The sequence below is a fragment of the Leucobacter iarius genome (genome assembly GCF_039530105.1).
Lineage (GTDB): Bacteria > Actinomycetota > Actinomycetes > Actinomycetales > Microbacteriaceae > Leucobacter > Leucobacter iarius.
In genome coordinates, this window is record NZ_BAAAOB010000002.1 from 147541 (window position 1) to 172894 (window position 25354).

General features: G+C 68.9%; 35 protein-coding genes and 1 tRNA gene. 28 read left to right on the forward strand and 8 right to left on the reverse strand.

Annotation, left to right across the window (positions count from 1 at the left end):
• Window positions 1–88: 88 nt before the first annotated feature.
• Both ABD169_RS09910 and ABD169_RS09915 read left to right on the forward strand, forming a co-directional pair.
• Window positions 89–553: a peroxiredoxin gene (locus ABD169_RS09910; RefSeq protein ID WP_344031892.1), complete on the forward strand. Its 465-nt coding sequence runs from the start codon at window positions 89–91 to the stop codon at window positions 551–553.
• A 65-nt stretch (window positions 554–618) separates the two neighbouring features.
• Window positions 619–694: transfer RNA gene (locus ABD169_RS09915), tRNA-Val, on the forward strand.
• On the opposite strand, the gene ABD169_RS16185 is transcribed toward ABD169_RS09915, so the two are convergent.
• Entirely contained in the window at window positions 651–1007 is a 357-nt protein-coding gene (locus ABD169_RS16185) for a helix-turn-helix domain-containing protein (protein ID WP_425560968.1), read from the reverse strand. The two genes, ABD169_RS09915 and ABD169_RS16185, sit on opposite strands and share 44 nt — an antisense overlap.
• Before the next feature lie 14 nt (window positions 1008–1021).
• On the opposite strand from ABD169_RS16185, the gene ABD169_RS09920 reads away from it, so the two are divergent.
• The 22 genes from ABD169_RS09920 (at window position 1022) to ABD169_RS10025 (ending at window position 16069) form a co-directional block, all read left to right on the forward strand.
• Complete coding sequence (locus ABD169_RS09920) at window positions 1022–1231, forward strand: helix-turn-helix domain-containing protein (protein WP_344031894.1); 210 nt, start codon at window positions 1022–1024, stop codon at window positions 1229–1231.
• A 59-nt stretch (window positions 1232–1290) separates the two neighbouring features.
• Window positions 1291–2178, forward strand: a complete 888-nt coding sequence (locus ABD169_RS09925) for a hypothetical protein (protein WP_344031896.1) — start codon at window positions 1291–1293, stop codon at window positions 2176–2178.
• A gap of 82 nt (window positions 2179–2260) precedes the next feature.
• On the forward strand, window positions 2261–2587 hold the full coding sequence (locus ABD169_RS09930; RefSeq protein ID WP_344031898.1) for a hypothetical protein: 327 nt from the start codon (window positions 2261–2263) through the stop codon (window positions 2585–2587).
• Window positions 2584–3024 (forward strand): hypothetical protein, encoded by a 441-nt coding sequence (locus ABD169_RS09935; protein ID WP_344031900.1) that lies wholly within the window; start codon window positions 2584–2586, stop codon window positions 3022–3024. Before ABD169_RS09930 ends, ABD169_RS09935 begins: the two co-directional genes overlap by 4 nt.
• The gene (locus ABD169_RS09940; protein ID WP_344031902.1) at window positions 3021–3347 is read left to right on the forward strand and encodes a hypothetical protein; all 327 of its coding nucleotides are present in this window, start codon (window positions 3021–3023) and stop codon (window positions 3345–3347) included. Before ABD169_RS09935 ends, ABD169_RS09940 begins: the two co-directional genes overlap by 4 nt.
• 82 nt (window positions 3348–3429) lie before the next feature.
• The gene (locus ABD169_RS09945) at window positions 3430–3636 is read left to right on the forward strand and encodes a hypothetical protein (protein ID WP_344031904.1); all 207 of its coding nucleotides are present in this window, start codon (window positions 3430–3432) and stop codon (window positions 3634–3636) included.
• Window positions 3626–4354 carry an HNH endonuclease gene (locus tag ABD169_RS09950; protein ID WP_344031906.1) on the forward strand — a complete coding sequence of 243 codons (729 nt, stop codon included), beginning with the start codon at window positions 3626–3628 and terminating at the stop codon, window positions 4352–4354. The genes ABD169_RS09945 and ABD169_RS09950 overlap by 11 nt, the downstream gene beginning before the upstream one ends.
• Window positions 4355–4455: 101 nt before the next feature.
• On the forward strand, window positions 4456–4830 hold the full coding sequence (locus ABD169_RS09955) for a hypothetical protein (protein ID WP_344031908.1): 375 nt from the start codon (window positions 4456–4458) through the stop codon (window positions 4828–4830).
• Entirely contained in the window at window positions 4793–6214 is a 1422-nt protein-coding gene (locus ABD169_RS09960) for a hypothetical protein (protein ID WP_344031910.1), read from the forward strand. The genes ABD169_RS09955 and ABD169_RS09960 overlap by 38 nt, the downstream gene beginning before the upstream one ends.
• Before the next feature lie 91 nt (window positions 6215–6305).
• Window positions 6306–7541 carry a phage portal protein gene (locus ABD169_RS09965; protein ID WP_344031912.1) on the forward strand — a complete coding sequence of 412 codons (1236 nt, stop codon included), beginning with the start codon at window positions 6306–6308 and terminating at the stop codon, window positions 7539–7541.
• Window positions 7538–9118, forward strand: a complete 1581-nt coding sequence (locus ABD169_RS09970) for a phage major capsid protein (RefSeq protein ID WP_344031914.1) — start codon at window positions 7538–7540, stop codon at window positions 9116–9118. The genes ABD169_RS09965 and ABD169_RS09970 overlap by 4 nt, the downstream gene beginning before the upstream one ends.
• A gap of 3 nt (window positions 9119–9121) precedes the next feature.
• Entirely contained in the window at window positions 9122–9460 is a 339-nt protein-coding gene (locus tag ABD169_RS09975) for a hypothetical protein (protein ID WP_344031916.1), read from the forward strand.
• Between the two features lie 2 nt (window positions 9461–9462).
• Complete coding sequence (locus ABD169_RS09980) at window positions 9463–9837, forward strand: hypothetical protein (RefSeq protein ID WP_344031917.1); 375 nt, start codon at window positions 9463–9465, stop codon at window positions 9835–9837.
• A gap of 8 nt (window positions 9838–9845) precedes the next feature.
• Window positions 9846–10247, forward strand: coding sequence for a hypothetical protein (locus ABD169_RS09985; RefSeq protein ID WP_344031919.1), 402 nt, complete (start codon window positions 9846–9848; stop codon window positions 10245–10247).
• Between the two features lie 9 nt (window positions 10248–10256).
• The gene (locus ABD169_RS09990) at window positions 10257–10664 is read left to right on the forward strand and encodes an HK97 gp10 family phage protein (RefSeq protein WP_344031921.1); all 408 of its coding nucleotides are present in this window, start codon (window positions 10257–10259) and stop codon (window positions 10662–10664) included.
• A 3-nt stretch (window positions 10665–10667) separates the two neighbouring features.
• Complete coding sequence (locus ABD169_RS09995; RefSeq protein WP_344031923.1) at window positions 10668–11069, forward strand: hypothetical protein; 402 nt, start codon at window positions 10668–10670, stop codon at window positions 11067–11069.
• 77 nt (window positions 11070–11146) lie between these two features.
• A complete protein-coding gene (locus ABD169_RS10000; protein WP_344031925.1) occupies window positions 11147–13057 on the forward strand; it encodes a phage tail tape measure protein in 1911 nt (636 codons plus the stop codon).
• Window positions 13054–14478 (forward strand): hypothetical protein, encoded by a 1425-nt coding sequence (locus ABD169_RS10005; RefSeq protein WP_344031927.1) that lies wholly within the window; start codon window positions 13054–13056, stop codon window positions 14476–14478. The genes ABD169_RS10000 and ABD169_RS10005 overlap by 4 nt, the downstream gene beginning before the upstream one ends.
• Window positions 14479–14488: 10 nt before the next feature.
• The gene (locus ABD169_RS10010; RefSeq protein ID WP_344031929.1) at window positions 14489–14956 is read left to right on the forward strand and encodes a hypothetical protein; all 468 of its coding nucleotides are present in this window, start codon (window positions 14489–14491) and stop codon (window positions 14954–14956) included.
• Window positions 14953–15618 carry a hypothetical protein gene (locus tag ABD169_RS10015; protein ID WP_344031931.1) on the forward strand — a complete coding sequence of 222 codons (666 nt, stop codon included), beginning with the start codon at window positions 14953–14955 and terminating at the stop codon, window positions 15616–15618. The genes ABD169_RS10010 and ABD169_RS10015 overlap by 4 nt, the downstream gene beginning before the upstream one ends.
• On the forward strand, window positions 15615–15854 hold the full coding sequence (locus tag ABD169_RS10020; RefSeq protein ID WP_344031933.1) for a hypothetical protein: 240 nt from the start codon (window positions 15615–15617) through the stop codon (window positions 15852–15854). The genes ABD169_RS10015 and ABD169_RS10020 overlap by 4 nt, the downstream gene beginning before the upstream one ends.
• Window positions 15851–16069, forward strand: a complete 219-nt coding sequence (locus tag ABD169_RS10025; protein ID WP_344031934.1) for a phage holin — start codon at window positions 15851–15853, stop codon at window positions 16067–16069. Before ABD169_RS10020 ends, ABD169_RS10025 begins: the two co-directional genes overlap by 4 nt.
• Here the strand turns inward: ABD169_RS10025 and ABD169_RS10030 are convergent.
• On the reverse strand, window positions 16066–16488 hold the full coding sequence (locus ABD169_RS10030) for a hypothetical protein (RefSeq protein WP_344031935.1): 423 nt from the start codon (window positions 16486–16488) through the stop codon (window positions 16066–16068). The two genes, ABD169_RS10025 and ABD169_RS10030, sit on opposite strands and share 4 nt — an antisense overlap.
• Window positions 16485–17342 (reverse strand): tyrosine-type recombinase/integrase, encoded by an 858-nt coding sequence (locus ABD169_RS10035; RefSeq protein WP_344031937.1) that lies wholly within the window; start codon window positions 17340–17342, stop codon window positions 16485–16487. Before ABD169_RS10035 ends, ABD169_RS10030 begins: the two co-directional genes overlap by 4 nt.
• Window positions 17343–17599: 257 nt before the next feature.
• Between ABD169_RS10035 and ABD169_RS10040 the strand changes: the two genes are divergently transcribed.
• The 3 genes from ABD169_RS10040 (at window position 17600) to ABD169_RS10050 (ending at window position 19946) form a co-directional block, all read left to right on the forward strand.
• Window positions 17600–17989, forward strand: coding sequence for a VOC family protein (locus ABD169_RS10040; RefSeq protein WP_344031939.1), 390 nt, complete (start codon window positions 17600–17602; stop codon window positions 17987–17989).
• Window positions 17990–18918: 929 nt separating this feature from the next.
• Window positions 18919–19272, forward strand: coding sequence for a Cd(II)/Pb(II)-sensing metalloregulatory transcriptional regulator CmtR (gene cmtR / locus ABD169_RS10045; RefSeq protein WP_344031941.1), 354 nt, complete (start codon window positions 18919–18921; stop codon window positions 19270–19272).
• A complete protein-coding gene (locus ABD169_RS10050) occupies window positions 19272–19946 on the forward strand; it encodes a cation efflux transmembrane domain-containing protein (protein ID WP_344031943.1) in 675 nt (224 codons plus the stop codon). The genes cmtR and ABD169_RS10050 overlap by 1 nt, the downstream gene beginning before the upstream one ends.
• Window positions 19947–19981: 35 nt before the next feature.
• Here the strand turns inward: ABD169_RS10050 and ABD169_RS10055 are convergent, their stop codons facing one another.
• The 3 genes from ABD169_RS10055 to ABD169_RS10065 are packed head-to-tail and all read right to left on the reverse strand — an operon-like array spanning window position 19982 to window position 22481.
• Window positions 19982–20767: a phosphatase PAP2 family protein gene (locus ABD169_RS10055; RefSeq protein WP_231580914.1), complete on the reverse strand. Its 786-nt coding sequence runs from the start codon at window positions 20765–20767 to the stop codon at window positions 19982–19984.
• Window positions 20764–21603 (reverse strand): TrmH family RNA methyltransferase, encoded by an 840-nt coding sequence (locus ABD169_RS10060; RefSeq protein WP_046456659.1) that lies wholly within the window; start codon window positions 21601–21603, stop codon window positions 20764–20766. The genes ABD169_RS10055 and ABD169_RS10060 overlap by 4 nt, the downstream gene beginning before the upstream one ends.
• Window positions 21600–22481 (reverse strand): alpha/beta fold hydrolase, encoded by an 882-nt coding sequence (locus ABD169_RS10065; RefSeq protein WP_344031946.1) that lies wholly within the window; start codon window positions 22479–22481, stop codon window positions 21600–21602. The genes ABD169_RS10060 and ABD169_RS10065 overlap by 4 nt, the downstream gene beginning before the upstream one ends.
• A gap of 147 nt (window positions 22482–22628) precedes the next feature.
• Here ABD169_RS10065 and ABD169_RS10070 point away from each other — a divergent pair, with 147 nt between their 5' ends.
• Window positions 22629–23339 carry an exonuclease domain-containing protein gene (locus tag ABD169_RS10070; RefSeq protein WP_046456661.1) on the forward strand — a complete coding sequence of 237 codons (711 nt, stop codon included), beginning with the start codon at window positions 22629–22631 and terminating at the stop codon, window positions 23337–23339.
• A gap of 828 nt (window positions 23340–24167) precedes the next feature.
• On the opposite strand, the gene ABD169_RS10075 is transcribed toward ABD169_RS10070, so the two are convergent.
• Complete coding sequence (locus ABD169_RS10075; protein WP_046456662.1) at window positions 24168–24416, reverse strand: type B 50S ribosomal protein L31; 249 nt, start codon at window positions 24414–24416, stop codon at window positions 24168–24170.
• A 141-nt stretch (window positions 24417–24557) separates the two neighbouring features.
• Complete coding sequence (locus ABD169_RS10080; protein WP_344031949.1) at window positions 24558–25343, reverse strand: ABC transporter ATP-binding protein; 786 nt, start codon at window positions 25341–25343, stop codon at window positions 24558–24560.
• Window positions 25344–25354: the final 11 nt, after the last annotated feature.

The window sequence follows — 25354 nt, forward strand, 5'->3', positions numbered from 1 at the left end:
GCCCGATGACATCCGGCGGTGTTCCGCTCGCTAGCATTGAGACGTTTCCCATCATGGTGGCGCGTCCGCGCCGAGAGAGGAGTTCGCAATGGTGCTCGAGGTCGGAGCGATCGCGCCTGATTTCACCCTGTCGGATCAGCACGGCGAGGAGCTGAATCTCACGGAGCTCGTCGCGGAGGGGCCCGTCGCGCTGGTCTTCTTCCCGCTCGCGTTCTCCGGCATCTGCACGGGGGAGCTGTGCGAGCTCCGCGACAACCTGTCGATCTTCGCCGACTCGCGCGTGCGCCTCGTCGGCATCTCGGTCGACTCCGTGTACGCGCTCAAGGCGTGGGCCGAGCAGGAGAAGTACGAGTTCTCGATCCTGTCGGACTTCTGGCCGCACGGCGCCGTCGCGCAGCAGTTCGGTGCGTTCGTCGAGGAGGCGGGCATCGCGACCCGCGCCACGATCGTGATCGGGGAGGGCCGTAAGGTGCTCGCCTCGTTCGAGACCTCGCCGGGCGAGGCCCGCGACTTCGGTGCGTACCGCGAGGCCATCGAGGGGCTCGCCGCGTAACTCCGCGAGATTCGTGCCCGCGAGCGGGTTCCCCTAAGCTTGGGGGAGCCCGTTCGCGGGCGAGAGGGCCTGTAGCTCAGCTGGTAGAGCGCCACGTTTACACCGTGGATGTCGTCGGTTCGATCCCGGCCGGGCCCACCACATTGTCGATGCCGAACAGGTAGTCGATCGAAACGCCGAAGTAGCTCGCAACGGCGCGAAGCTCGTCGGCGCTCCATCCGCGCTTCCCGCGAAGCTTGGGCGAGAGGCCCGACTGGGTGAGGCCCAGAACGGGCGCGAACGCGGTCTGAGAGACCTTCGCGCGCCACATCAGCTGATGCACACGCTCGCCGATGATCTCATCTGCGCTCTGCCCTGCAACGTTGGGGTTCGTCATGCTCATGCCAGAAACGTAGCACATAGCGCGATAATCGCGATAGTCGTTCCAAGTGCGCTGACTATCGCGATTCGCCATGTATGCTCGGCGTCATGGCAAATCGCGATGACGAACGCGATCCGAATGAACGGATCACCCCGGCCGAGGCCGCCCGCATCAGCGGGCTGACCCCTGGCGGTCTGGCGAAGATGGCTGACAGCGGTCGTCTGAACGCAACGCGCCCCGGCGGAAATCACCGGCGCTACCTGCGCGGGGAGATTCAGGCGCTCAACGCACCGGCGATCAGGTCTGGCGAGCGATGAGCTTCGAGCACCACGCCATCGCGATGAACCACAGCCAAGCCACGGGCTCGGCCAAGCTCGTGCTCGCCGGCATCGCATCGCACGCGAACGATGAGGGCGAAGCGTTCCCCGGTCTGCTCACGCTCGCACGCTACGCCGGCTTCGAGGGATGGAACGCCGAGCCCGAGGACGACACCAAGGAAGCCCGCTCAGCAGCCCGCGCAAAGCGTGAGAGTGCTGCGCGAGCGGCCCGCCGGCAGATCCGGAAGCTCGAGGAGCTCGGCGAGATTCGCACCGAGCAGAACGCCGGCGGCACCCGCAACCGTCCGGACCACATGCGCCCGAACCTCTACACCGTGCTGCTCGCGTGCCCGCCCGATTGCGACGGATCCGCGCAGCACCGGAAGCGCGATGCTGGCAAGGCGATCCTCGCCGGCATCAAGCCTGTGGATATCTCCGAAACAGACCCCCGGGCAGATTCACCCGGGGAGGGTCAACCTGCCCGGGGGGTCCGGGTCAGCTCACCCCCCGAATCTTCAACTAACCACCAAACACCTCAAGGACATGTACCTGAAACACCGGGTGTAGACGCGAGCGCGCACGAAACCCCGTCCGAAGAGTTCGAGCTGCTGCCCCCCGATGCCGACGCCGAGCCCGCCGGCGATGAGTCGCACTGGACCGATCAAGTGAAGCGCCCGAACCTCTCCGCAGGCGATAGCCGGCCCCAGCGCCCCGCGCCGGCCCCGCGCTTCCCCCGGTTCGAGCCCGAGGCCCGCCAGCGCCCCGAGACCGTCTCGCCCGAGCAGCAGCACGCGAACGCCGAGGCCGAGCGCTACCCGTGCCCCGCCGGCTTCGGACCGCCCACCGCCCGCACCGCGTGGCACTGGTGCCCGAACACCTCGAGCGAGTGCGTGCGCTGCAACCAGACCGCGCAGGCGATCCTCACCGCCGAGGGCGTGACCTTGTGACCCGCTTCCTGTTCCTCGAGTCCCTCGTGGCCGCAGCGCTCGTGCTCGCGGCCGTCTCGCTCGTCATCTTCGGAGGTACCCCGTGACCGCAAGAATCCGTGCACTTGTTCACCGCGACACCCGCCGCAGCGTCGATTCTTGCTGCACCTGGATCACCCTCGCCTGGATCGAAGACCCCGACGAGCCCGACCGGACCTCGTGCACCCGCATGGTCTATCGGCCGTCCTGGCCGGAAGCGATGCAGGAGGCGCAAGTCCTCCGCGCCGAGCTTGACCGGCTGCTCATGGACGAGATGCACGCCAGCCTCGCCGCACGCCGCACCGAGCGGGCCGCGCAGCTCGCCGCCGAGACCACCACCAAGCGACGACAGCCCGTCGTCATCGGACCCGAAATGGAGCCCACCGCATGACCGATCACATGACCCCCGATCAGCAGACCGCCGTGTTCACCGAGAACCTCGAGGGGCTCACCTCGAGGGACGACGCCGAGTTCACCAAGGCCGCTACCGCGATCATCAAGACCGCGACCAACCGTGCGACCGGCTACTCGCTCGCCACCGGCCTCGTCGGCGCGATGCACGCCTACATGACCCTCATCGTGAACGCCGGCCAGATCCCCGTCACGGCAACACGAGCCCCGAGCAACAAGGCCGAGAAGGAGCGCCTCGAGCGCGCCCTGGCGTTCATCCTCGCGGTCAACACCGACGGCGGCCCGGCCGAGTTCATCAAGCTCGAGGAAGCGCCCGACGCGGCGCTCGAGTACATGTACGTGCTACTCGCCGACAACATCCGCCAGCTCGCCCACCAGGCCGACCAGGCCGAGACCGACAAGGACGCCACCGCATGACCACTCCCACCGTCACCCTGAATATCACGACCACGCTCGAGGGCGAGGCGCTGCTGGCCAGCGTTGACGCGCTGCTCGAGCAGGCCGCATTGGCCGAGGCATCCGGTGTGCTGCTGCCCGACGACACCGCCGCGCTCGTGTTCGCTTCCGCCGGCATGGCCTACGGCGTCACCATCGGCAAGATCCAGCCGTTCCAGCCCCTCGGCCAGATAGGCGAAGAGATCGCCGGCCTGATCCGCGCGCTCGAGGGCGCCATCGGCATCCATACCGCCCGGCTCGCCGAGCGCGAGGCCGCAGCGGCCGGGGAAGGCGCGGGCTCGTGAACAGCGGGCTCTTCACTACGCTCCCGCTCGCCATCGGCTCGCTGTTCGTGTTCGGGCGGCTCTGGTGGCTGGGGCGCCGGCGATGAGCGGCACGCGCGCCCCGCAGCCCCTCGCCACCGAGGCCCAGGTCTGCGAATGGCTCCAGATCGACCCCGAGCAGTTCAAACTCATGATGAAGCGCCGGAAGGGGCCGCGAGCGATCAACCTCAGCCGCACCGAACGCCGGTTCGCGTGGCCCGACGTGCACGCATGGGCGAAGCAGCTCAGGGATCCCGACGATGGCGAGTAAGCGCGGCGGACGGGCTCAGTCCGGCCTCACGCGGCTCGTGCTCGAGACGTACGGCACCCGGTGCCATCTTCGGATGCCCGGGTGCCTCGGCGTCGCGACGACCAAGGATCACCTCATCCCGTGGTCGCACGGCGGCACCGACACCCTCGAGAACCTCCGGCCGGCGTGCAAGCGGTGCAACTCGAAGCGGCAGAACCGCGTGCTGTCCGGCTACGGCGCGATCATCAAGGTTGTGACCGGCCCGCCGGCTGCCGGCAAGACCACGTACATCGCCGAGCACGCGAAGCCGGAGGATATCGTCATCGACCTCGACGCCATCACCAGGTCGCTCATGCCGGCCCCGCCGGCCACCACGCACGTCTACCCCGAGCACGTGCGGCACGTGGCCATCGGCGCCCGCAAGGCAGCGATCGACCGAGCCACCCGCATCGCCTACAGGTGCACGGTCTGGATCATCCACAGCATCCCGCCGCCCAACGTGCTCGCCGAGTACCGCGCACTCAGGTACCAGATCATCACCATCGACCCAGGCCGCGAGGTAGTCGAGCAGCGAGCACGCACGATGAGACCGCGCTACGTCTGGCCGACCGTAGCCAAGTGGTACGCGACCTACCCGACCGGCTGCTCGAGCATCGTGCCGCCCCTCGAGCGCCGCGAACAGCCAACAGCCGAACAGCCGAGAACCGCGGAACCCGTGGCAGCCGGCGCCGACTGGTAACCCCGGTTTTTCTGGCGCTGACTCGACGGCAGTCCCGCGCTCCACCTCCCTTCCCTCCCACAACAACGTAAGAAAAAAAGCCCCTCCGGCAGGACCGAGAAATGACCGATCAGCTCGCACTATTCGACGCCCCACCAGGCCCGACCGCGCCCGAATCCGCCGAGGAAGCGGAGGTTCGCGCGTTCCTCGAGGCGCTCGGCGCCGAGCGCGAGCTGACGCCCGCCGAGCGCGTCACCGGACGCATGTGCCTGGCGCTCGCGAAGTCCATCGCGGCCGGCAACGCGAAGGGCCGCAGCGTCGCCAGCGACGTCGAGCGGCTCATGGCCACGATGGCCACCCTCACCAAGACCGACACCGACGACCTCGGCGATGAGGACGACGACCTGACCCCCGCCGAGAAGAGATTGTTCGATGGCCTTGCTTCTGTACCCACCCGGAATGGTGACCCCGCGAACGGCTACGCCGAGGAACTTTAGCCGGCCCACCTACGGCGGACACCAAGCCGCCGTCGCCGCACGGCTCGGCGCCCCGTTCATCCCCTGGCAGCGCTACGTCGCCGACGTGGCCGGCGAGGTCGATGAGAAGGGGATGCTCTACTACAACACCGTGTTCCTGACGCTCCCGCGCCAGGCCGGCAAGACGCAGTTCGACCTCGGCCGCAACCTGCAATCGTGCCTCATGGGGCCGAACCGTCGCGCGTGGTACACCGCCCAATCCGGTCAGCACGCCTCCGCGAAGTGGCGCGAGATGAGCGACGTGTTCGTGGAGTCGAAGCTCAAACGAGCCGCCCGCCGGCGCCTCACGAACGGCTCCGAGGTGCTCAAGTTCCGCAACGGCTCCGAGTTCCGCCCGCACCCGCCGACCGAGGACTCGCTGCACTCCAAGCAGTCCGACACCAACAGCGTCGATGAGGCGTGGGCGTTCTCCGAGCTGCAAGGCACGCAACTACTCGCCGCGATCCAGCCGACGACCGCGACCCGCCGAATGCTCGTCGGCCAGCAACCTCAGCTCTGGATCATCAGCGCCGAGGGCACAATCGAATCGACGTTCTGGAACCCGCGGATCGACGCCGCGCGAGCGATGGAGAACCCGCGAACGGCCGTGTTCGACTTCGGCATTCCCGACGGATCCGACCCCACCGACCTCGAGAACATCGCGCGATGGCATCCCGGCTACGGCACGCTGCTCGACATGGAGACGCTCGTCACCGCGGCCGGCCAGCTCCCGCCGGGGGAGTTCGCCCGCGCCTACGGCAACCGCCGCACCGGCGCCACCGAGCGCGTCATCACGGCCGAGGCGTGGGCCGGCGCCGGCGACCTGGACCTCGAGCCCGCCGGCCCAGTGTGCTTCGGCGCGGCCGTCGGCGTCGATGGCGTCGATACGACCATCACCGTCGCGCAGCGCGTCACGCCGGCAGTCGGGCAGCCCTACGTGCGCGTGGCCGTCGTCAAGGGTGGACACGACAACGGCACATGGTGGGCGCTCGACCGCCTCAAGGAGCTGAGCGCCAAGTACGGCGCCCCGGTCGCCATCGACCGCGTGGGGCCGTCCGCGTCGCTCTACCTCGAGGCGCAAGCCGCCGGCCTCACCCTCGTGGACCTCGACTCCGCGAAGGTGAGCGCCGCGTGCCAGCGCACCCTCGGCGGCATCACGAACCCGAACGGACCGACGCTCCGGTTCAAGCAGCACCACGCGCTCGACGGCGCGGTGGAGCTGGCCACGCGGCGATGGATCAGCGACGGCGCATGGGTCTGGGGCCGGCGCGCCTCGGTGGGGTCGATCAGCGCGCTCGAGTCCGCCACGCTCGCCGCGTTCGGCCTCGACAACATGCCCAAGACCGTCGGCTTCCAGCTCGGCTGAAAGTCCTCGAAAGTCCTCGAAAGTCCCCGAGAGTCCCCGAGCGGGCATCGAACCTTGGGGCCGGCAGGCAGCCGGCCCCAAGCTCGTGGCCATGTCGATCCTCACCACGGCGCTCGAGTGGCTCACCGCACCGATGACCCGCGCCACGAAGCTCACCGCCGCAGCTCCCGAGCTGCCGGTGCGCTCCGACCGGATCACGAACGTGAGCCCCGAGGCCGCGCTGTCGCTCTCGACCGTCTACCGCGGCGTGCAGATCCATGCGACCGCCGGCATGCAGCTCTCGATCCGCGCCGAGCGCGATGACGTGCGGATCCCGACGCCCTCGATCATCGAACGGCCGTGCATGGAAATGCACCGGCCGGCCTGGATCGAGTACAACATCACGTCGCTCTACCTCGACGGCAACGCGTTCTGGGTGATCGACCGGTTCGGACCCGGCACCCGCCGGCCCGGCACCGTGTCGAACATCACCGTTCTCGATCCCAACGAGGTGACGGTCAAGGTTGAGCGGCTGCCCCTCGGCCGCAAGCGGATCACCTACTACCACCTCGGCCGGAAGATCACCGGCGAGGTCAAGCACTTGCAGCTGCTCCGCGTCCCCGGCCTCGACCGCGGGCTCGGCCCGATCCAGTCCGCGCAGATGGAGCTCCGCGGCGCGCTCGACGCCCGCGACTACGGCGCCATGTGGCTCTCGGACCAGTCGATGCCCGACGGCGTGCTCACCACCGACCAGGTGCTCGCGCCGGGCGACGCCGACAAGTACAAGCACGTCTGGTACGGCCGGAACCCGGACGGCAGCAAGCGCACCGCCGCCGAGGGCGCCGTCGCGTTCGGCACCAGCGAGCGGCTCCGCGTCATGGGCTCCGGGCTCCGCTACCAGCCCCTCATGCTCAAGCCGAGCGACGTGCAGTTCCTCGAGACGCAGCAGTTCACCACCACGCAGGTGGCCCGGCTGCTCGGCACGCCGGCCTCGCTGCTGCTCGCCGCCGTCGAAGGCAACTCGCAGACGTACAGCAACGTCGAGCAGGACTGGATCGGCTATGTCCGGTTCTCGCTCATGAAGCCGCTACGCGAAATCGAAGAGGCGCTCTCGGAGCTGCTGCCCGCCGGCCAGCGCGCCCGGTTCAACGTTGACGCGCTGCTCCGCACCGACACCAAGACCCGGTACGAAGCGCACAACCTCGCCCTTGCCGGCCGGTGGAAGACGCGCGCCGAGGTCCGCGCCGATGAAGGGCTCATGCCCATCGACGGCATTGACGACCAGCCCGAGCCGGCGTCCGCCGAGCCCGCCACCGATCCCGCGCCCGAAACGGAGCCCACCGCATGACCGACCTCACCGCGAGCCTGACCACGCTCACCATCGCGAGCGATGGCCCCCTGACCCTCGACCGCGCCAAGCGCACCATCACCGGCAAGATCGTCGTGTTCGGCGTCCCGTCGTCTGACTACCGCCGCATCGTCATCGAGCCCGGCGCGCTCACGCCGCGCCAGCCGCTCAAGGCCGTGAAGCTGCTCCGCGACCACGACGACCGCGACCCCGTGGGATTCATGCTCAGCTACGACGGCGGCGACACCGCAACGTTCAGCGTCCCCGAGGGCGAGAACGGCGACCGCGCCCTCGCCGAGGCCGAGAACGGTCTGCGCGACGGCCTCAGCGTCGGAATCAACATCCTCCGCGATGTGCCCGGCGCCCTCATGTACGACGAAGCCGACGACACGAACCACGTCTACGCGGCCGAGCTGCTCGAGACCTCACTGTGCGCGATCCCCGCTCTCGCCGGCGCCGGCGTCACCGACGTTGCCGCCACCATCGACCGCCCCCGAAAGGAACCCATCATGACCGACACCCTGACCCGCGAGGATCTCGACGCCGCGCTCGACGCCTTCGGCACCGACTCCGACCGCCGCCTCGAGGAACGCCTGGCCCAGCTCGGCGACGCCGAGCCCGAGGTCGCGCCGACGTTCGCCAGCTACGGCGACCTGATCCTCGCCGTCGCCGCCGGCGACGAAACCGCCCGCGACTACGCGCAGCGCCTCGCCTACGAAGGCGCCGCGACCCCGGACGCGCACCAGCCCAACACCTGGGTGGCCGACACCGTGCGCCTCGTGGAGCAGAACCGCAAGACGCTCAACAGCTTCCACCGCGAGCCTCTGCCCGCGAAGGGTCTGACGCTCGAGTACCTGAAGCTCAAGTCGAACTCCATGACCGTGGAGAAGCAGTCCGGCGAGGGCGAGCCGCTCAAGTTCGGCAAGATCCAGCTCGGCAGCGACACCGCCAAGGTCGAGACCTATGGCGGCTACACCACCCTCACCCGCCAGGTCATCGAGCGCACCAACGCCCAGTACGTGAACACCGCGTTCAGCGCGATGGACCTCGAGTACGCCCGCGCCACCGAGGCCGCTACGCGCGCTCTGCTCAAGGCAGCCATCATCGCGCAGATGGCCGACGGAAACAAGATCGCCCTGCCCGCCGGCGCCGGCGTTGACGAGTGGCTCGATCTGCTCATCGACGCCGTGATCGAGTACGAAGATCGTGGCTACACCATCGCCGCCGCGAAGGTTTCCGCGGACGTGTTCAAGCGACTCCACCGCCTCGAGGACACCGCCGGCAACCGCCTCATGCTCGTGAGCGGCACCGGGGTCAACCAGGTGGGAACGCTCGACCTCTCGAGCATCACCGGCAAGCTCGGCCCGATCAAGTTCGAGCTGCTTGCCGGCGCCGGCGCGAACACCGGCACGTTCTATGATCCCCTCGCGATCACCACGTGGGAATCGGCCGGCGCCCCGTGGCAGCTCGACCAGGAGAACACCGTCACCCTGACCAAGGACGTGTCGAAGTACGGCTACATCGCGCAGGCGTGCCAGCACCCGCAGGCGCTGCTCCCCATCGAGTTCCTGGCGTAAGTCATGGCGACCTCGAGCACCACACCGCCGCCGGCTACCGACCTCGCGTGGTACGTCGATGCGATTGACGATGACGCGCCCTATGCAGAGCGCTCCAAGCACGAAGCCGAGACGCTCGTGCATGGATTCATCGGCGGCGAGAACAACCCGTTCGGCGTGCCGGTCGCGGCCGTCGAGCGGGCGGTGCTCGAGGTCGGTGCGGACCTCTACTATCGCCGGCTCGCCCGCAACGGAATCACCTCGTTCGAGGGCGACATGGCCCCGCAGCCGATGCGCCTGAACCGCGATCCGATGACCGCCGCCTATCCGTTCCTCCGCCCGTTCCTCGTGTCTGGACTCTGACCATGCCCACGCCCCGCATCGACGCCGCCGACCGGCTCGCCGAGCGCATCGCCGCGATCCTCAAGGCCGCGCCCGACACCGCGAAGGCGACCGCCACCGTGCACGACTCCGCCGTGGCCTCGGCCGCGCGCCACGGCGTCGCGCTCGTGACGCCGCCGGCCCTGACCTTCCCGACCGCCGAGGAATGGTCCGCCGACTGGGAGGTACACCTGATCGCCGGCCCCACGGGCGCGATGACTCAGGCCTGGCAGAAGCTCGACGCCATGCTCGACGCGCTCGAGCACTCCACCCTCCCGATCACCCGGGCGACGCCGGCCACCTACCAGCCGGCGACCGGCGGCGCCCTCTCCGCCTACACCCTCATCATCCCCAGCTAAGGAGCATCATGTCTCGCATTCTCGGCCCCGGCAGCCTCACCGTGGGCGCCGTCGGATCACCCCGGCAGCTCGCCGCCGACCTCACCAAGATCAGCCTCACGCCATCGACCGACAGCGAGGACGATATCCCGCTGCTCGACGGCAGCAACGAGTCCGGCGCCGACTCGACCACGTGGGCACTCTCCGGCACCTCGCTCGACCAGTACACCAAGGACAGCTTGGCGCAGTGGGCCGCGGAGAACGCCGGCAAGGAGCTGCCGTTCGTGTTCGTCCCGAACGCCGACACCGGCGCCGAGTACGGCGGCGTCGTGAAGGTGCGACCCATCGGGCTCGGCGGCGACGTCAAGAAGAAGAACAGCAACGACTTCGAGTGGCCGCTGATCGGCGCTCCCACCTGGCCGACCGTCTAGGCGCGCCCCGTGGGCTCCACCGTCAGCTCGGGATCCGAGTACCTCCGCATCGAGCAGCGCGGCGCCGCCAAGTTCCGCAAGACGCTCCGAGCGGCCGGCGACGACCTCGAGGACATGAAGGAAGCCCACGCCAAGGCGGCGGGAATCGTCGAAGGCGAGACCCGCCGCCGGGTGCCCCGCGGCGCGACCGGCCGGCTGGCTGGCAGCATCCGCTCATCGGGCACCAAGACCGCCGGCGTCATCCGCGCTGGCCGCAAGTCCATACCGTACGCCGGCGTCATCCATTGGGGATGGCCGGCCCGACACATCACCCCCCGGCCGTTCGCCGCCGACGCGGCGAAGGCCACCGAATCCCAGTGGGGCCGGATCTACGACGACCTCGTGGCGAAGGCCATTTCACGAATCCAAGGAGCCTGACCTATGTCCACCAACCAGCTCACCATCACGTTCGCCGACGGCAGCACCGAGACCGTGCAGACCACCCTCGAGGACCGTCTGGCGTTCGAGTCCGCTCTGCGCAAGAACCGCGGGTGGGGGAAGCTCGAGGACAACGCGATGAAGATGATGCCGTTCCTCGCGTGGAACGCCGCCCGCCGCACCGGCAAGACCGAACTCTCGTGGGCCGAGTTCACGAGCGGCGACACCGCGGCGCTGAGCGTCGAGCCGCCCGCCGATGAGGCCGAGGACGCCGACGCCGACCTCGAGGTGCCCGGCCTGGGAAAAGATACCCCGACGGAACCCTCGAGTACCTCTCCGTCGTCCTCGCGCGCGACTACGGCGGCACGCCGTGGAGCTGGCGCGGCGAAGCCGGCCCACGACTAGAGGACTACGCCACCGCGGTACACATCACCGAGGTGGCCAACGACGAAATCGAATCCCGAACCTGAAAGGAGCTGGCCGTGGGCAAGAGTCTCATCCTCGCAGTCAAGATCATCGGCGACGCCTCGAGCGCCGTGAAGGCGATGGACGACGCCGCGGGGAAGAGCGACGCCTTCGGCCAGCGCATGAATACCGCGGCGAAGTGGGCGGCCGGCGCGCTCGTCGGGATCGGCGTCGCCGCCGCTGACTGTGTCTCGTCCGCGAGCGAGCTACAGCAGGCCGGCGGCGCCGTCGAATCCGTGTTCGGTGAATACGCCGACACCATGAAGAAGTACGGCGCGGACGCGGCCGACGCCGTGGGGCTCTCCGCGTCCGCCTACGGCAACATGGCGTCCGTCCTCGGCGCCCAGCTCAAGGGCATGGGTTTCGAGATGGGCGACGCCGCCACCAAGACGAACGACCTGATTGGGCTCGGCTCCGACCTCGCCGCGACCTACGGCGGCACGACCGCCGAGGCCGTCGAAGCGCTCGGCTCGCTGCTCCGCGGCGAGCGTGACCCCATCGAGCGCTACGGCGTCACGATGAATGAAGCCATGGTGAAGGCCGAGGCCATGTCTCTCGGCCTCATCAAGTCGAGCGTGGACGTGTCGAAGGTGAGCGCGGCGCAGGACCGCGCATCCGTCGCGCAGACCAAGTACAACGACGCCGTGGCGAAGTTCGGCGCCGAAAGCACGCAGGCCGTCAGCGCGCACGCCTCGCTCACCAGCGCGAACTCGGCGCTAGAGAAGGCCACCGCCGGCTCGACCGGCGAGATGACCGCTCAGGCGAAGGCTCAGGCCACGCTCTCGCTGCTCTCCAAGCAGACCGGCGATGCCCAAGGCCAGTTCGCGCGCGAGCAGGACACCGTAGCCGGCGCCGCGCAGAAGGCCGCAGCGAACTTCGAGAACGCGAAGGCCGCGCTCGGTGAGTCGCTGCTGCCCATCGTCGCGGACGCGGCGACGAAGCTCTCGGAGCTGGCCAAGTACTTCCAGCAGAACAGCGAGTGGATCACTCCGCTCGTTGGCGCGTTCGCAGCGTTCGCGGCCGGCATCGTCGTCATCAATGGTGCGATGAAGGCGTGGGCCGCGATCCAGGCCGTGCAGACCGCCGCGCAGTGGGCGAACAACGCCGCGTGGCTCGCCTCGCCCATCACGTGGATCATCCTGGCCGTGATCGCGGCCATCGCGCTGCTCGTCGCCATCATCGTGATCGTCATCCAAAACTGGGACAAAATCGCCGAAGTCGCGGCCGCTGTGTGGCAGTCCGTGATCGACTGGATCAACCAGGCCGCGCGGTGGCTCGGCGACCGAATCGGCGAGGCCATCGCCGCTGTCGTCGCCTGGTGGACCAATCTGAAGAACACGGCCGTGCTCGTGTGGCAGGCCATCATTCAGTGGATCCAGCAGGCCGTCGGCTGGCTCGGCGAGCGAGTCATGGCCCCGATCCGCGCTGTCGGCGACATGTTCACCAATCTGCGCGACACCGCCGTGGGCGTGTTCCAGGCCATCATCGACTGGGTGAAGAACGCGATCGACTGGATCGCGAACCTCGCGAGCAACGCGATCCCCGGTTGGGCGAAGGATCTGCTCGGCATGTCGTCGTTCGCGGCGCGGGTGCAGCCCGAGGTGGCCGCGTTCGATATGCCGATGTACTCGGCCCGGATGCTCGTCGCCCCCGAGGTTGCCGCGTTCAGCACGCCCGAGTACTCGGCCGTCGCCGGCTACTCGGCGCCGCTCGCCGACACCGCGCGAGCCGCCGGATATGCGCTCGCGTTCGAGGCGCCCCGGGTCCCGACGCCGGGGAAGGCCGAGGCCGGCACCACCATCATCGACAACCGCAAGCAGGAGTTCCATTTCCCGGCCTACGTGGGCGACCGCGATGAGCTCGTGGCCATGATCCGCGAAGCGCTTGCGGATGACCAGATCAACCGAGACAGGCTGATCCACGCATGACCGCGACCGCGACCATCGAGAACCACCGCCCGCGCGTCTACATCGACGGCAAGCTCGTCGCCTCGGGGCGCTCCGAGCGCACCACCGCCATCGCCGACTTTTCTATCTCGTGGGGCGCGAACGACTGGTGGACACCGGTCGATCCTGCCGAGCTGAAGCTGAGACTGATTGACCCGTTCGGCGAGCTGCTCGACTACACCGCGGCCACCGACCGCGCGCTACCGATCCAGATCCGCCGCAAGGACGTCATGGCGGGGTCCGGCGAAAGCACCGTGTTCGTCGGCCAGATCGAGACCATCACCGCGAAGTACGGCACGGTCACGCATCCCGGCACCGGGAAGAAACGCGAAGTCTGGTTCATCGACATCGTGGCGCGTGACCCGCTCGGGCAGCTCGCCGCCGACCGCCGGCACGGCCCCAAGTGGCCCGCCCGCGAGGAGCAGCAGAAGCGCCTGCACTGGGGTCCGGGGAAAATGGTTGAGCGCCGGCAGTACCTGAGCGTCAGAAGCCCGGTCCCCATCGACTGGCAGCCGACGCGCCTCGACCAGTACGACGACGCGGCGATGCTGCTCGTCTACCCGGTCGCCGCGTACGAGACGCAGCAGAACGTGAGCGTGCTCACCGTGCTGCAGAACACGGCCCGCATCAGCGAGGTGCAGAACCGCGTCTACTACGATCCGCGGGCGAACCTGATCCGGTTCATCGGCCCCGCGGACAACCGCTCCGTTGACCTCTACGCGACCGGCGAGCTGAGGCTCAGCGCCGGCGACGGCGTCATGCTCGAGGGCACGAAGTTCAGCCCCAAGAACGGGATCACGGCAGCATCGACCGCGCGCGAGCAGGTCACCCGCGTGGAGCTGACGCGCCGCGCGGAGACCCGGCAGAAGTCGGATACGCCGACCTATATGACGATGACGGAGACCTCCGAGGAACGAAACTATGTTCCGTCGGCGCCGAGCGCGATGACCGTGCAGATGACCACCGATCACTCGTGGGGATACGACTACTGGCCGGCGTGGGATATCAACCTATTCGCCACCATCACCGGGATCTACGGCCGGCAGAACACGGGGCCGCTGATCTGGCGCCCGCGCGAGGACGTCGAGACGTACCCCGGCGGCTACGCGCAGCAGTTCCTCAACCCGGCGCCCCCGCTCGACGCGAACGGCCGGCCCGTGGTCTACATGCTCAAGAACTCACTCACCAACTGGGCGCCCGGCACCGGACCGTTCTCTATCGTCGGCGGCGAGCTGACCTATGGCCCGCAGGGATGGCGAGCCCAGCTCAACCCGGCGCCCGTCCCCGTCACCGGCCCGAGCGGCCCGCGGACCCTCGGCGAAGTCACCTCCACCCGCCTGATCGGGCAGCTCGCCGCCGGCTACACCGTCGCCGACTACAGCAAGATCACCTACGTGCGTTAGGACGCTCACTATGCCATATACCTCACCCAAGTTCAGAATCACCGGCCCATCAGCGACCTCCGAGTTCCGCAAGCTCGGCGCCGAGCTGCAAGCGATGCTGCTCGGCATCGACAACACGCTCGCGAGTTTCGATTACAACGGCGCCGACCCCGGACTCGTGCTGTCGCGGCTCGCCGCCCTCGAGGCGCGGGTCACCGCGGCCGAGGCCGCGACCCCCGTCGTTCAGACGGGATGGACGGGCACGCAGTCCGTGCCGGCCGGCGGATTCACGCCGGAAATCATCATCACCTACCCGCGACCGTTCAAGTCGAAGCCGGCGCTCGCGCTCGAGATTGTCGGCGCCGACGCGCGAGACGGGCAGGTGCTCATCGTCAACGGCTCCGAGACTGCCACCGGGGTCAGGGTCCGCCTGGGCGTGGCCGGCAACATCGGCCGCAACTTCGGCGCCATCTGGTCAGTAGTGGGGGTCCCCGCATGACGTTCAACCTTGACGCCTGGGCGGACGGCATCGACGGCCGGCTGCTCGACCTCGACGCGGCGCCGGCGCAGCAGCCGGCCCAGTGCCATGACGTGTGGCTCAGCTACCTCTACGCGCTCGGCGGCAAGCCCGGCGACGGGCACGCGCCCGGCGCGGCCGGCTGGACATCCGAGGTGTGGAAGCAGTACCCGACGCACCGGCCCAACCTCGCCAAGCTGTTCACCCGGCACGGCCCGAGCGGGATCCGGCGCGGCGACGTGGTGTTCTGGTCCGCTTACGACGGCGCCGGCCTGCCGCACGTCGCGGTCGCCCTCGCCGACGCCGGCCCGACGACCGTCGAGTGCCTCACGCAGAACCCCGGCCCCGTACACCGCGAGCACCTCAGCCGCCGCGGCGTGCTCGGCGTGCTCCGCCCCATCACCAAGACCAAGCCGGCCCCGCCGGCCCCGACCCATCAGAAGGGCACCAACATGTTCATGATCTACCGCAAGATCGGCCGCGACGGTATCGCGTGGGCCGTCGTCGGCCCCGGATTCTTCCTCGAGGTGCCGACGCAGACCGAGGCATCCGCGATCAACAAGCAGCTCAGCGGGGGATCGGCGCCGGCCGCGCTCGTGTCCGATGCCCGGTGGGCGCAGCACAAGGCAGCAGCGGCCCGATGACCGTCGAAGTCGCCGCGATCACCGCGTTCGGCGTGGTGGTCGCGGCGCTGCTCACCTACGTGACCGCCGCTCAGGCGCGGATGCAGCGCGACCTCGGCGCGGCCGAGCGCACGAACGATGCGCTTTGGGCCTACACCCGCAGCCTCATCGACCAGGTGTATCGCCTCGGCGGGCAGCCGACGGATCCGCCCCAGTACATTCGCAAGCTCTACCCCTCGAAGGAGGACGCACCATGACCCAGCAGACCCCCACGCGTCGAGCCCGGCGTGAGCGCACGAAACGGCTGACGCTGGCCCGCCGGCGATGGCTCTACGGCATCCTCGCCGGCGCCGGCGGCGTCGCGCTCGTCTACGCGCTCGTGACCCCCGAACAGCTCGCCGCGTGGCTCGTGCTCGGCGGCGCGCTGTTCGGGGTCACGGGGACGGCCCTGGCGAACCCGACCCCGGACTAAGCCGCGAGGCAGGCGAGAGCCTCGTCGGCGCCGTCCTCGGTCACGTCGAACGTGTGGCCGTTGATCTGCTTCGGCCAGTCCGTGAACTGGCCGGCGAAACCGTCGATGGCGACAATGGTCCCGCCGGCCTCGGCCGCGCTCGCGAGGTCGCCGCCGACGCCCCACACGCCCTTGGACGTCTCGCCGTCCGGCGTGGTGAACTCCATTGCGACGATGGTTACATCGTTCATCGCCTTGCTCTTCACCGCGCCGGCGGCGCCGGGAGTGATGGCCGCGCCATTGGCGCCTTCGGCGATTGCAGACTTGACCGCTGCCGGCACCTCGATGCACGCGCGCCCGTCGCCGGCGGGAGCTGCTGAGCACCCCGCGAGGAAAAGGCACGACAAAGAAAGGGCAATGGCTGCGATTGGCTTATTCATGCAGCGATCCTACGGCCTGAGCGCGCAGGGGGGCGCACGGGCGGCAGCGCTTGGATTCCCTCGTGCTTCCGTTTTCGCGACACCTGAGTGTAAATCTGCGTGGTCGATAGATCCTCGTGCAGCATAAGTTCCTGCACTACGCGGATATCGACGCCCTGCTCAACGAGGCCGCTGCCGAAGCCGTGGCGGAGAGAATGCGGCGTGAGGCGAGGATCAGTGATCCCGGAACGGCGAATGGCTTTTGTTATCAGGTCCGTTACTGAGCTGCCCCTTATCGGGCGGTCGCTGCCATCGCGCGCCGGGAACCACCAGCCCGTGCGTGGCATTTCGAGCGCGAGTTCGGCGACTTCGGGATGGAGGGGGAGTAGCCCCGGCTTTCCACCTTTCGAGACGGTTGAAAACGTGCGCTCGGCGAGGTCGATGTCGTCGCCGCGCACTCGCGCGATCTGGGATACGCGGAAGCCTTGGTGATAACCGAGCATGATCATCGCCCGCGTGCGACGATACGCACCGCTCTCGAGCATCACGGCGACCTGTTCAGCGCTGAACGGCCGCGGCTGGCCCTTGGGCACCCGCACGACGGGCAGACCCTCGGCAGGGTTCGAATGGAGGTATCCGTCTGCAACCATGCAGGCGTAGAACGCGATGAGCGCGCCGCGCTCGGTGCGCCTGGTGCCCGCGGTCACGCCGGCGCGGCCGATGTACTGGCGCAGCTCTCGAGTGCCAACGTCCAGCAGGGGAGTGGCGACACGCCGTCCGAATGACCGGACGATTGATTCGCGGTTACGTATGGTCGTGTCTGCGAGGTTTTGGGCGCGCTGATAGACGCTAAACGCTTCAAGCAAAGTTTCCATGCTCGAAGCGTGCCAGCGCCGCGAGGCCCGGATTTCCGCTGATATCATGCGGTTCTGCGCAGGGGAGTGACCACCGCCAACCGCGGCGCTTTCACCGTGGATGTCGTCGGTTCGATCCCGGCCGGGCCCACCGTAATCACCCCTCCTCGGGGCTCCGCTCCGCGGGATCCTCCAAGCGCGGCGGCGCACTCTTCCGCATGTCGGTGGCTGCACGTACGCTGTGGGCAAGCGGGACGGACCCGCGCTGGAGGTGCGGCATGACCTGGAAAATCGAGCTGATCTTCGTCCCCGTCACGGACGTGGATCGCGCGAAGGACTTCTACGAGAAGATCGGTTTCAACCCCGATCACGATCAGACGCCCACCGAGGGGCTCCGTTTCGTGCAGATGACCCCGCCGGGCTCGGCCTGCTCGATCGCGTTCGGTACCGGACTCGACATTCCGCTCGAACCCGGTCAACAGAAGACGATCCAGGTGGTCGTTCCGGACGCCGACGAGGCGAAGGCCATGCTCGAAGCGCAGGGCGTCGCCACTCGCGGCATCGAGGATCTCGGTTGGGGGAGATTCGTCTGGTTCGACGACCCCGACGGCAACACCTGGACCCTGCAGGAGCTGCCCGACTACGCGGCGGCGAAGCAGGCGGGCTGAACCCGGAGAGCCCGGGTGCTGTTTGATGCCGGTGCACTCATTCAGCCGGATCGTTCCGCGGGATCTGGTCCGGCTGAGCGCTCAGATCAGACTGAGTGCACGGCGCCTGACGAGCAAGCGCCCTCGGTCGGCACACCTGCGATCGTCGACGCGATCTCCAAAGCGCTCATGGAGCGCGGCATCTCACACCTGGGCAGCACCAGGGGACACTGCGCCGGATACCAACTGACATAATATAGATTATCGACACACGGCGCAGCGGTGGATCCAGTTCGATCCGATCGGGCTCATTCGGCCCGAACACGCGTGGCGAGGTGCGCCAGGCGTGCGCCGCGTGCGCCGACTGCGCGTGACTGCAGGCCGATCGTGCGGAAGAGTTCCTGCGCAGTTCCGCCGGCGGCACCGCTGGTGAGTTGCCTCGGAATCGCCGCGCACGAGGACCGGTCGAGCCGCGACCGCGACTGTCGGCGCCGCCCGCTGCATCAAAGCTGACATAACAAGGCCCGCCGCCATTCGTCGCGCCGAGCCCGAGTGCTACGCACGCTCCAGAATCGCGCCCACCAGCTCGGCTTCGCTCGGAACGCCCCCTGAACCCATCCGTCGTGGCGTACACCCGGCAGGCCAGCGTGCGGGTCCGCCGAGCAGGAAAAGGATCCACGCCATCGATTAGGAACGTGGGCGATCCCCCGAAATCGGCACGGGCCGCCTCGGTATCCGAGTCGAGCACGACGACCTCCACCTGCGTGTCGGAATGCCCGGCGGTGTCGAGCGCGCGACGCGCCAACGCCACGGCCTCCGCCGAGTTCGGGCAGTCATCGATGCAGAGCACCTGAATCTTCATGGGTCCGATTCCCCCGATTCTCCCCCGAGGCCTATCGGGAGCTCGTCGACCAGTTCAACATGTCAGTGAATGCTGTACAGTTCAGTATATGCTGACAACCTCTCCGCGCTTGGACGTGATGAACCGGCTCGGTCGGGCGATGGCCGATCCGACACGGTCGCGCATTCTCATGACGCTGCTCGACGGGCCAGCGTATCCGGGTGCGCTGTCCCGGGACCTGTCGCTCACTCGGTCGAACGTCTCGAACCACCTCACCTGCCTGCGCGACTGCGGCATCGTCACCGCCGAACTCGAGGGCCGCCGGACGCGCTACGAAATCGCCGATCCGCACCTGGCCCGAGCGCTGAACGCGCTCGTCGACACGACCCTCTCCGTCGACACGGACGCGCCGTGCATCGATCCGGCATGCCCGGTTCCGGGATGCTGCAAGGCGAGCGCTTGATGCCGGAGCTCACCGATGCCCGCCGAAGCGTGCTGCATCGCCGCGTCCGGTTCATCGTCGCGTTCACCATCGCCTACAACGTGCTGGAGGCGATCGTCGCCATCTGGGCCGGAACCCTGGCGTCGTCCGCGGCGCTGGTCGGCTTCGGTCTCGACTCGGTGGTCGAGGTGCTTTCGGCGGCGGCGGTCGCCTGGCAGTTCACGCGAAAGGATCCCGAGCGATGGGAGAAGCCGACCGTCCGTGCCATCGGCATCGCGTTCTTCGCACTCGCCGCGTACGTCATCGTAGATTCGGCACTCGCACTGACCGGAGTATCGGAGGCCGAGCACAGCCCGCTCGGCCTCGGCCTCGCGACGCTCAGCCTCATCATCATGCCGATACTGGCCTGGTTCGAGTTCCGCACCGGGCGCGAACTCGGTTCGGCGAGCGTGATGGCCGATGCCCGGCAGCTCGTGCTCTGCATCCTCCTGTCCGGTGCCGTCCTCGTCGGGCTGCTGCTGAACTCGCTGTTCGGCTGGGCCTGGGCGGACTCGGTCGCCGCACTGGTCGTCGCCGCGCTCGCGATCCGCGAGGGCGTGGAAGCCTGGCGCGGCGACGTCGAATCGCCGTTCGAGGTGCTCGAGGAATTGGCCGAGGAGGATCCGCTCCCCGCTGCTCCCCCGCGCGGCGAGTAGCCCGCTCCAGCCCGCAGGGCCGACTCTGCGCCGAGCTAGCCGGCCAGCGCGAGCAGGCAGCGGGTGGTGAGCAGCCCGGTGCCGAGCACGCCCAGCTCCCCCGCGATGAGCAGCAGGGAACTCGCCGAGTCGAGAGCCGCGAACGCCGCGATCGCGAGCGCGACGAGCACGGCGATCACGCCGAGCACGGTCAGGATCACGCGCGCGGTCGCGCCGAGCGCCGCCGGTGCGCCGAGACGCGGCGGATGGAACACGGTCAGCAGCGCGAAGATGAGGAGCACGAGCGCCTGCGCACCGAGCACGTCGCTCGGGCGGTGCCAGCCGAATGCGAGCAGCTGCCAGGCGGCGGCGCCGATCACGAGGGCGCCGACCAGACCCACCACCGCGCGGACTCGCGGGGGCACGGCCCAGATGACCGCCGCGAGGAGAGCCGTGAAGACGGTCATATGACCGCTCGGGAAGGTGTTCGGCGCGTCGAACTCGAACAGGCCCGGCCTGGTCAGCAGCTGCTGCTTGAGCAGTTGCGACGCGAGGATCGCGAAGCCCGCCGTGAAGACGATCACGAACGCGCGGCGGAAGCCGTGGGCCGCGATCGTCAGGCCGCCGATCAGCGCCAGGGCGAGCGCGACGGATGATACCGAGACGAGATTGAGCGGCGCCGGCGGGTCCATCGTGAAGGTCGCCGCGTCCAGCACACTGGCCTCGGCCTGCTGCCCCGTCGTGCTGCCGACGCCGAGCACGTACGACAGCACGCCGATCACGGCCGCGCAGATCGCGATCGCGATCGCCCGGCCCCGGCTCACCCTCGCGACGTCGGTCACTGCGCGAGCTCCCCCGCACCCGTCGCGCGGTCGGCGGTGCGCACGGCCCACAGCGCGAGCGCCGCGGCCGTGGAGACGTTCAGGGAGTCGACCCCGTGCTCCATCGGGATCGTCACCACGCGGGTCGACGAGGCGAGGGCTCGGCGGGTGAGCCCGTCACCCTCAGTGCCGAACATGAGCGCGAGACGATCCGGCAGCGCACCGACGTAGTCGGCGAGGTCGACCGCGTCGTCACTGAGGGCGAAGGCCGCCAGCTCGTAGCCCGCGTCGCGGATCAGCGGGCCCGCGTCGCGCCAATCGGGCAGGCGCGCCCACGGTACCTGCAGCACGGCGCCCATGCTCACGCGGACGGCCCGACGGTAGAGCGGATCCGCGCACGCGGGGGTCAGCAGCACCGCGTCGGCGCCGAGTGCGGCGACCGAGCGGAAGATCGCGCCGACGTTGGTGTGGTCGGCGAGATCCTCGAGCACGACGACGCGGCGGGAGGAGCGGAGCAGCTCCCCCGGGTCGCGCGGTGCCGGGCGGTGCATCGACGCGAGCGCGCCGCGGTGCATGTGGAAGCCGGTCAGCTGCGCCAACTGCTCGGAGGAACCGACGTAGACCGGCACATCGGGGTGCTCGGCGAGCACAGCCTCGAGCTTCGGGATCCACTCCTCCAGGAGCAGCACCGAGCGCGGTCGATGACCGGCGCGCAGCGCCCGATCGATGACCTTCGGCGACTCGGCGAGGTAGAGCCCCTCTTCGGGCTCCCGGACCCGGCGCAGCGCGACATCGGTCAGCTGCGTGTAGTCGGCGAGTTCGGGGGCGGAGAGATCGTCAATGCGGTGGATCCTCACGCGACCCGCTCCCCCGCGTGCTCCCGCAGGAATGCCGTGATCATCGCCGCGGCGTCCTCGACCGCCTCGTAGTGCACGAGGTGCCCGACGCCCGGCAGGATCCGGAGCCCCGAACCCTCGATCTTGCGGTGCAGCGACAGCTGATCGGTGATCGGAGTGATGTCGTCGACGTCGCCGGCGATGATGAGCGTCGGCATGGAGTAGTCGGGGGCCGATGCGGTGACGGTGTGCGACACGGAAGCGCGGAACGCCTGCAGCAGCGTGGTCGTGTCGGAGAACCGGCTGAAGTAGCGATCGTGCTGACCGTGGATCCAGGCGCGTTCCTCGGGGTCGGGAGTCTTCGCCATGACGATGCTCATGGTGCGCACGATCGCCGGATGCCCGAGCAGTCCGCGGGCCGCGCGCTCCGGCAGCACGTCGGCCGCGCGGTAGTACGCGATCGCCAGCTGCGTGAGCAGGGCCTGCGGGCCCTCGAGCGCCGGCGCCGAGATCGGGTTGATGAGGATCGCGAGGCGCGGATCGAGACCCGTGGAGACGGCGTTCGAGACGACGAGCGTGCCGAACGAGTGCCCGAGGATCGCGTGGCCTTCGGGTGCCGCCTCCGCGGCGAAGGCGCGCAGCCACTCGCCGTAGAGCGCGATGCCGTGCTCGCGGTCGGGCACCGCCGGGCTCTCGCCGAAGCCGGGCAGGTCGGGAACGAGAACGCGCAGATCTGGCTGCAGCTCGGCGATGCGCAGAGCGAGCCCCTCGAGCCCGTGGTGGTCGCCGCGGAACCCGTGCACGAGGATCAGCGCGGCGCCGTCAGGGTTGCCGTACTGCCAAGTGCGCGTGCCGATCCCGAGGGTCGGCACGATGAGGTCGGGAGGTGCGTCGTTCACAGTCCGAGTGTATCCGGGCGGCCCTGTGCGAACGCGGAGCCGCGAGTGTGCAGAACCCCGGGAAGGCCTGGGCATCCGATCCGAACACGGTGCCGCAGCCGTTGTCGGCGGTCGCCGATAGCATCGAGCCGAAGGAAGGATCAGCGAATGACCGAACGACTCCCCCTCTGGGCCGAGCACCTCGCGGTGTTCGATACCGAGACCACCGGCGTGGAGACCGCGAGCGCACGCATCGTGACCTCGACCATCGCGCTCGTCGGCCCCGGCGGCGAGGTGACCGAGCGCTACGACTGGCTGATCGACCCGGGCGTCGAGATCCCCGAGCCCGCCGTGCGCGTGCACGGCATCAGCACCGAGGTGGCCCGCGCGAGCGGCGTCGACCCGGCGGTGGGCGTCGCGCAGATCATCGAGCAGCTCGCCGCCATGATCGAGCGCGGGTTCCCGATCGTGGCGTACAACGCCCCGTTCGATCTCTCGCTGCTGCGTGCCGAAGCCGCGCGCCACGGCGTGACCTGGCTCGAGCCCCTCTCCCCCGTGCTCGACCCGCTCATCCTCGACAAGCAGTTCGACCGGTACCGCAAGGGCAAGCGCACGCTCGTCGCGGTGGCCGAGCACTACGGCGTCGAGCTGGGCACCGCGGCGCACGACGCCGGCGAGGACGCGATCGCGACGGGCCGGGTGCTGCAGGCGATCGCCCGAAAGTACGCCGCTTCGCTGCCGGGCGAACTCCCCGAGCTCCACCAGGCGCAGATCGGCTGGGCGGCCGCACAGGCGGCGAGCTTCCAGGACTACATGCGCCGCGCTCGCGACCCGCAGTTCGTCGCCGATGGCGGCTGGCCTCTGCGCACGAACGGCTGAACCGCCCGGCTGACCTGCAAGTCTGAGCTGCAAGTCTGATCTGCCCGGCTGTACCGCGCGAGCGGCGGCGCCGTACGCCGAACGCGACCTGACCGCGCGTGCTCGATCGAGCACGCGCGGTTTTGCGTGCCCGCGGCGGGATGGCGCCGCAGCATCGTTGCTGCTGCGCCGCTGCCGCGGTGGTGCGCCAGCGGACGGGACATTGACGAGTGTGCGAGTTTCCGACGAATGGATGCCCAATCGACATGTGAAAAGGCGTCCACTCGTCGGGAACCCGTCCACTCGTCGGAGATCGGGCTCGCTCACCCCGATCGCCGGACTGCCGTGCACCCGTCGAGTGCGCGCCAGCGTCTGGCGCGGCACAGGCGCGGGAGGTGCAGGCACGGTGCCGCTACTTGCCGGGCATCCGTCTGGCCGTTTCACGGGTGGACGGGTGCCCGGCGGGTGGATGGGTTTTCGACCGTCGGCGGTACTTCCCGACGAACGGATCGGGTTCCGAGGAAAGGACCGGGTACCGACGAGCGGCCTGTGTTCCCGCGGTTGGGCGAGCCCACGCGGGCGATGGAAAGGTCGAGCCAGCAGAGGGGACGTTGACCAGTGGACGGGCCTCCGACGAGTGGATGCCCAATTGATGCGTGAAAAGGCGTCCACTCGTCGGGAACCCGTCCACTCGTCGGAGCCGGGCTCGCATCCGAGACCGCACACGTCAGAGCTGGCGTATTCAGTCCCCTCGCACACCGAGCACGCCCGGAACCTTCCCGAAAAACGACGGCGGGGCGGCGATCCGAAGATCGCCGCCCCGCCGGGAGCCAGTCTGGCTGCAGCTGCTTAGGCGCCGAAGCCCTTGAAGCGCTGGTTGAACTTCTCGACGCGGCCGGCCGAGTCCATGATGCGCTGCTTGCCCGTGTAGAACGGGTGCGAGGCGCTCGAGATCTCGACGTCGATGACCGGGTAGGTCGCGCCGTCGAGCTCGATGGTCTTCTCGCTGGTCAGCGTCGAACGGGTGAGGAAGGTCTCGCCCGAGGCCAGGTCGCGGAACACGATGGCGTTGTACTCGGGGTGGATGTCGTTCTTCATGGAGTGGTCCTTAAGATGTGCGCCTGGAAAGAGCGTGTAACAGCACGCCCAGAGGTCTTGGGAGCGGCACGGTTACCCGCACCGAGGATCGATTCTATCACGAGCGAAGCCGCGGGCACCGGGTCGCGACGAGGCGTTTCGCTACGGACGCGCGATCGCGGCGTAGCGGCCGTCGCGCACCGAGAGCTCGAACGGCAGGCCGAACGTCGCCTCGAGGTTCTGCTCGGTCAGGGTCTCGGCCAGCGGGCCCGCGGCCTGCACACGCCCGTCGCGGAGCATCAGGAGGTGGGTGAACCCCGGCGGGATCTCTTCGACGTGGTGGGTCACCATGACCATCGCGGGCGAGCTGGGCGACTGAGCGAAGCCCGACAGCATCTGCAGCAGGCGCTCGCGCGCACCGAGGTCGAGACTCGCGCTCGGCTCGTCGAGCAGCAGCAGCTCCGGATCCGTCATGACCGACCGGGCGATCATTGCGCGCTTGCGCTCGCCGTCGCTCAGCGTGCCGAAGGCGTTGTCGGCGAGTGCGAGCAGGTCCCACTCGGCGAGCACGCGGTCGGTGCGCCGCAGATCGTAGTCGTCGTACTCCTCGTTCCAGCGGCCCTCGACCGAGTACGCGGCGGTCAGCACCAGATTGCGCACCGTCTCATCGTTCGGGATCCGGCGGGCGGTCGCCGAGGACGCGAAGCCGAGCCGGTTGCGCAGTTCGAAGATGTCGACACGACCGAGCGTCTCGTCGAGGACCTCGACGGTGCCGCGCGTCGGGTAGTCGTTCGCGGTCGCGAGCTTCAGCAGGGTGGTCTTGCCCGCGCCGTTGGGTCCGAGCACCACCCAGCGCTGATCGCTCTCCACGGCCCAGTCGACCCCGTCGAGGATCGGCCGGCGGTCGCGCACGTAGGACACATCGGAGAGTCGGAGCACATTCACCATGCGGTCAAGCC

Coding starts and splice junctions, on each gene's coding strand:
- ABD169_RS10015 (WP_344031931.1), top strand. CDS start 14,953: ATGACGTTCAACCTTGACGCCTGGGCGGACGGCATCGACGGCCGGCTG.
- ABD169_RS09960 (WP_344031910.1), top strand. CDS start 4,793: ATGGTGACCCCGCGAACGGCTACGCCGAGGAACTTTAGCCGGCCCACC.
- ABD169_RS10005 (WP_344031927.1), top strand. CDS start 13,054: ATGACCGCGACCGCGACCATCGAGAACCACCGCCCGCGCGTCTACATC.
- ABD169_RS09955 (WP_344031908.1), top strand. CDS start 4,456: ATGACCGATCAGCTCGCACTATTCGACGCCCCACCAGGCCCGACCGCG.
- ABD169_RS09950 (WP_344031906.1), top strand. CDS start 3,626: ATGGCGAGTAAGCGCGGCGGACGGGCTCAGTCCGGCCTCACGCGGCTC.
- ABD169_RS09920 (WP_344031894.1), top strand. CDS start 1,022: ATGGCAAATCGCGATGACGAACGCGATCCGAATGAACGGATCACCCCG.
- ABD169_RS09940 (WP_344031902.1), top strand. CDS start 3,021: ATGACCACTCCCACCGTCACCCTGAATATCACGACCACGCTCGAGGGC.
- ABD169_RS10010 (WP_344031929.1), top strand. CDS start 14,489: ATGCCATATACCTCACCCAAGTTCAGAATCACCGGCCCATCAGCGACC.
- ABD169_RS09975 (WP_344031916.1), top strand. CDS start 9,122: ATGGCGACCTCGAGCACCACACCGCCGCCGGCTACCGACCTCGCGTGG.
- ABD169_RS09935 (WP_344031900.1), top strand. CDS start 2,584: ATGACCGATCACATGACCCCCGATCAGCAGACCGCCGTGTTCACCGAG.
- ABD169_RS09965 (WP_344031912.1), top strand. CDS start 6,306: ATGTCGATCCTCACCACGGCGCTCGAGTGGCTCACCGCACCGATGACC.
- ABD169_RS09980 (WP_344031917.1), top strand. CDS start 9,463: ATGCCCACGCCCCGCATCGACGCCGCCGACCGGCTCGCCGAGCGCATC.
- ABD169_RS09945 (WP_344031904.1), top strand. CDS start 3,430: ATGAGCGGCACGCGCGCCCCGCAGCCCCTCGCCACCGAGGCCCAGGTC.
- ABD169_RS10080 (WP_344031949.1), bottom strand. CDS start 25,343: ATGGTGAATGTGCTCCGACTCTCCGATGTGTCCTACGTGCGCGACCGC.
- ABD169_RS09970 (WP_344031914.1), top strand. CDS start 7,538: ATGACCGACCTCACCGCGAGCCTGACCACGCTCACCATCGCGAGCGAT.
- ABD169_RS10070 (WP_046456661.1), top strand. CDS start 22,629: ATGACCGAACGACTCCCCCTCTGGGCCGAGCACCTCGCGGTGTTCGAT.
- ABD169_RS09910 (WP_344031892.1), top strand. CDS start 89: ATGGTGCTCGAGGTCGGAGCGATCGCGCCTGATTTCACCCTGTCGGAT.
- ABD169_RS09985 (WP_344031919.1), top strand. CDS start 9,846: ATGTCTCGCATTCTCGGCCCCGGCAGCCTCACCGTGGGCGCCGTCGGA.
- ABD169_RS16185 (WP_425560968.1), bottom strand. CDS start 1,007: ATGGCGAATCGCGATAGTCAGCGCACTTGGAACGACTATCGCGATTAT.
- ABD169_RS10050 (WP_344031943.1), top strand. CDS start 19,272: ATGCCGGAGCTCACCGATGCCCGCCGAAGCGTGCTGCATCGCCGCGTC.
- ABD169_RS10075 (WP_046456662.1), bottom strand. CDS start 24,416: ATGAAGAACGACATCCACCCCGAGTACAACGCCATCGTGTTCCGCGAC.
- ABD169_RS10035 (WP_344031937.1), bottom strand. CDS start 17,342: ATGGAAACTTTGCTTGAAGCGTTTAGCGTCTATCAGCGCGCCCAAAAC.
- ABD169_RS10020 (WP_344031933.1), top strand. CDS start 15,615: ATGACCGTCGAAGTCGCCGCGATCACCGCGTTCGGCGTGGTGGTCGCG.
- cmtR (WP_344031941.1), top strand. CDS start 18,919: ATGCTGACAACCTCTCCGCGCTTGGACGTGATGAACCGGCTCGGTCGG.
- ABD169_RS10040 (WP_344031939.1), top strand. CDS start 17,600: ATGACCTGGAAAATCGAGCTGATCTTCGTCCCCGTCACGGACGTGGAT.
- ABD169_RS09995 (WP_344031923.1), top strand. CDS start 10,668: ATGTCCACCAACCAGCTCACCATCACGTTCGCCGACGGCAGCACCGAG.
- ABD169_RS10025 (WP_344031934.1), top strand. CDS start 15,851: ATGACCCAGCAGACCCCCACGCGTCGAGCCCGGCGTGAGCGCACGAAA.
- ABD169_RS10030 (WP_344031935.1), bottom strand. CDS start 16,488: ATGAATAAGCCAATCGCAGCCATTGCCCTTTCTTTGTCGTGCCTTTTC.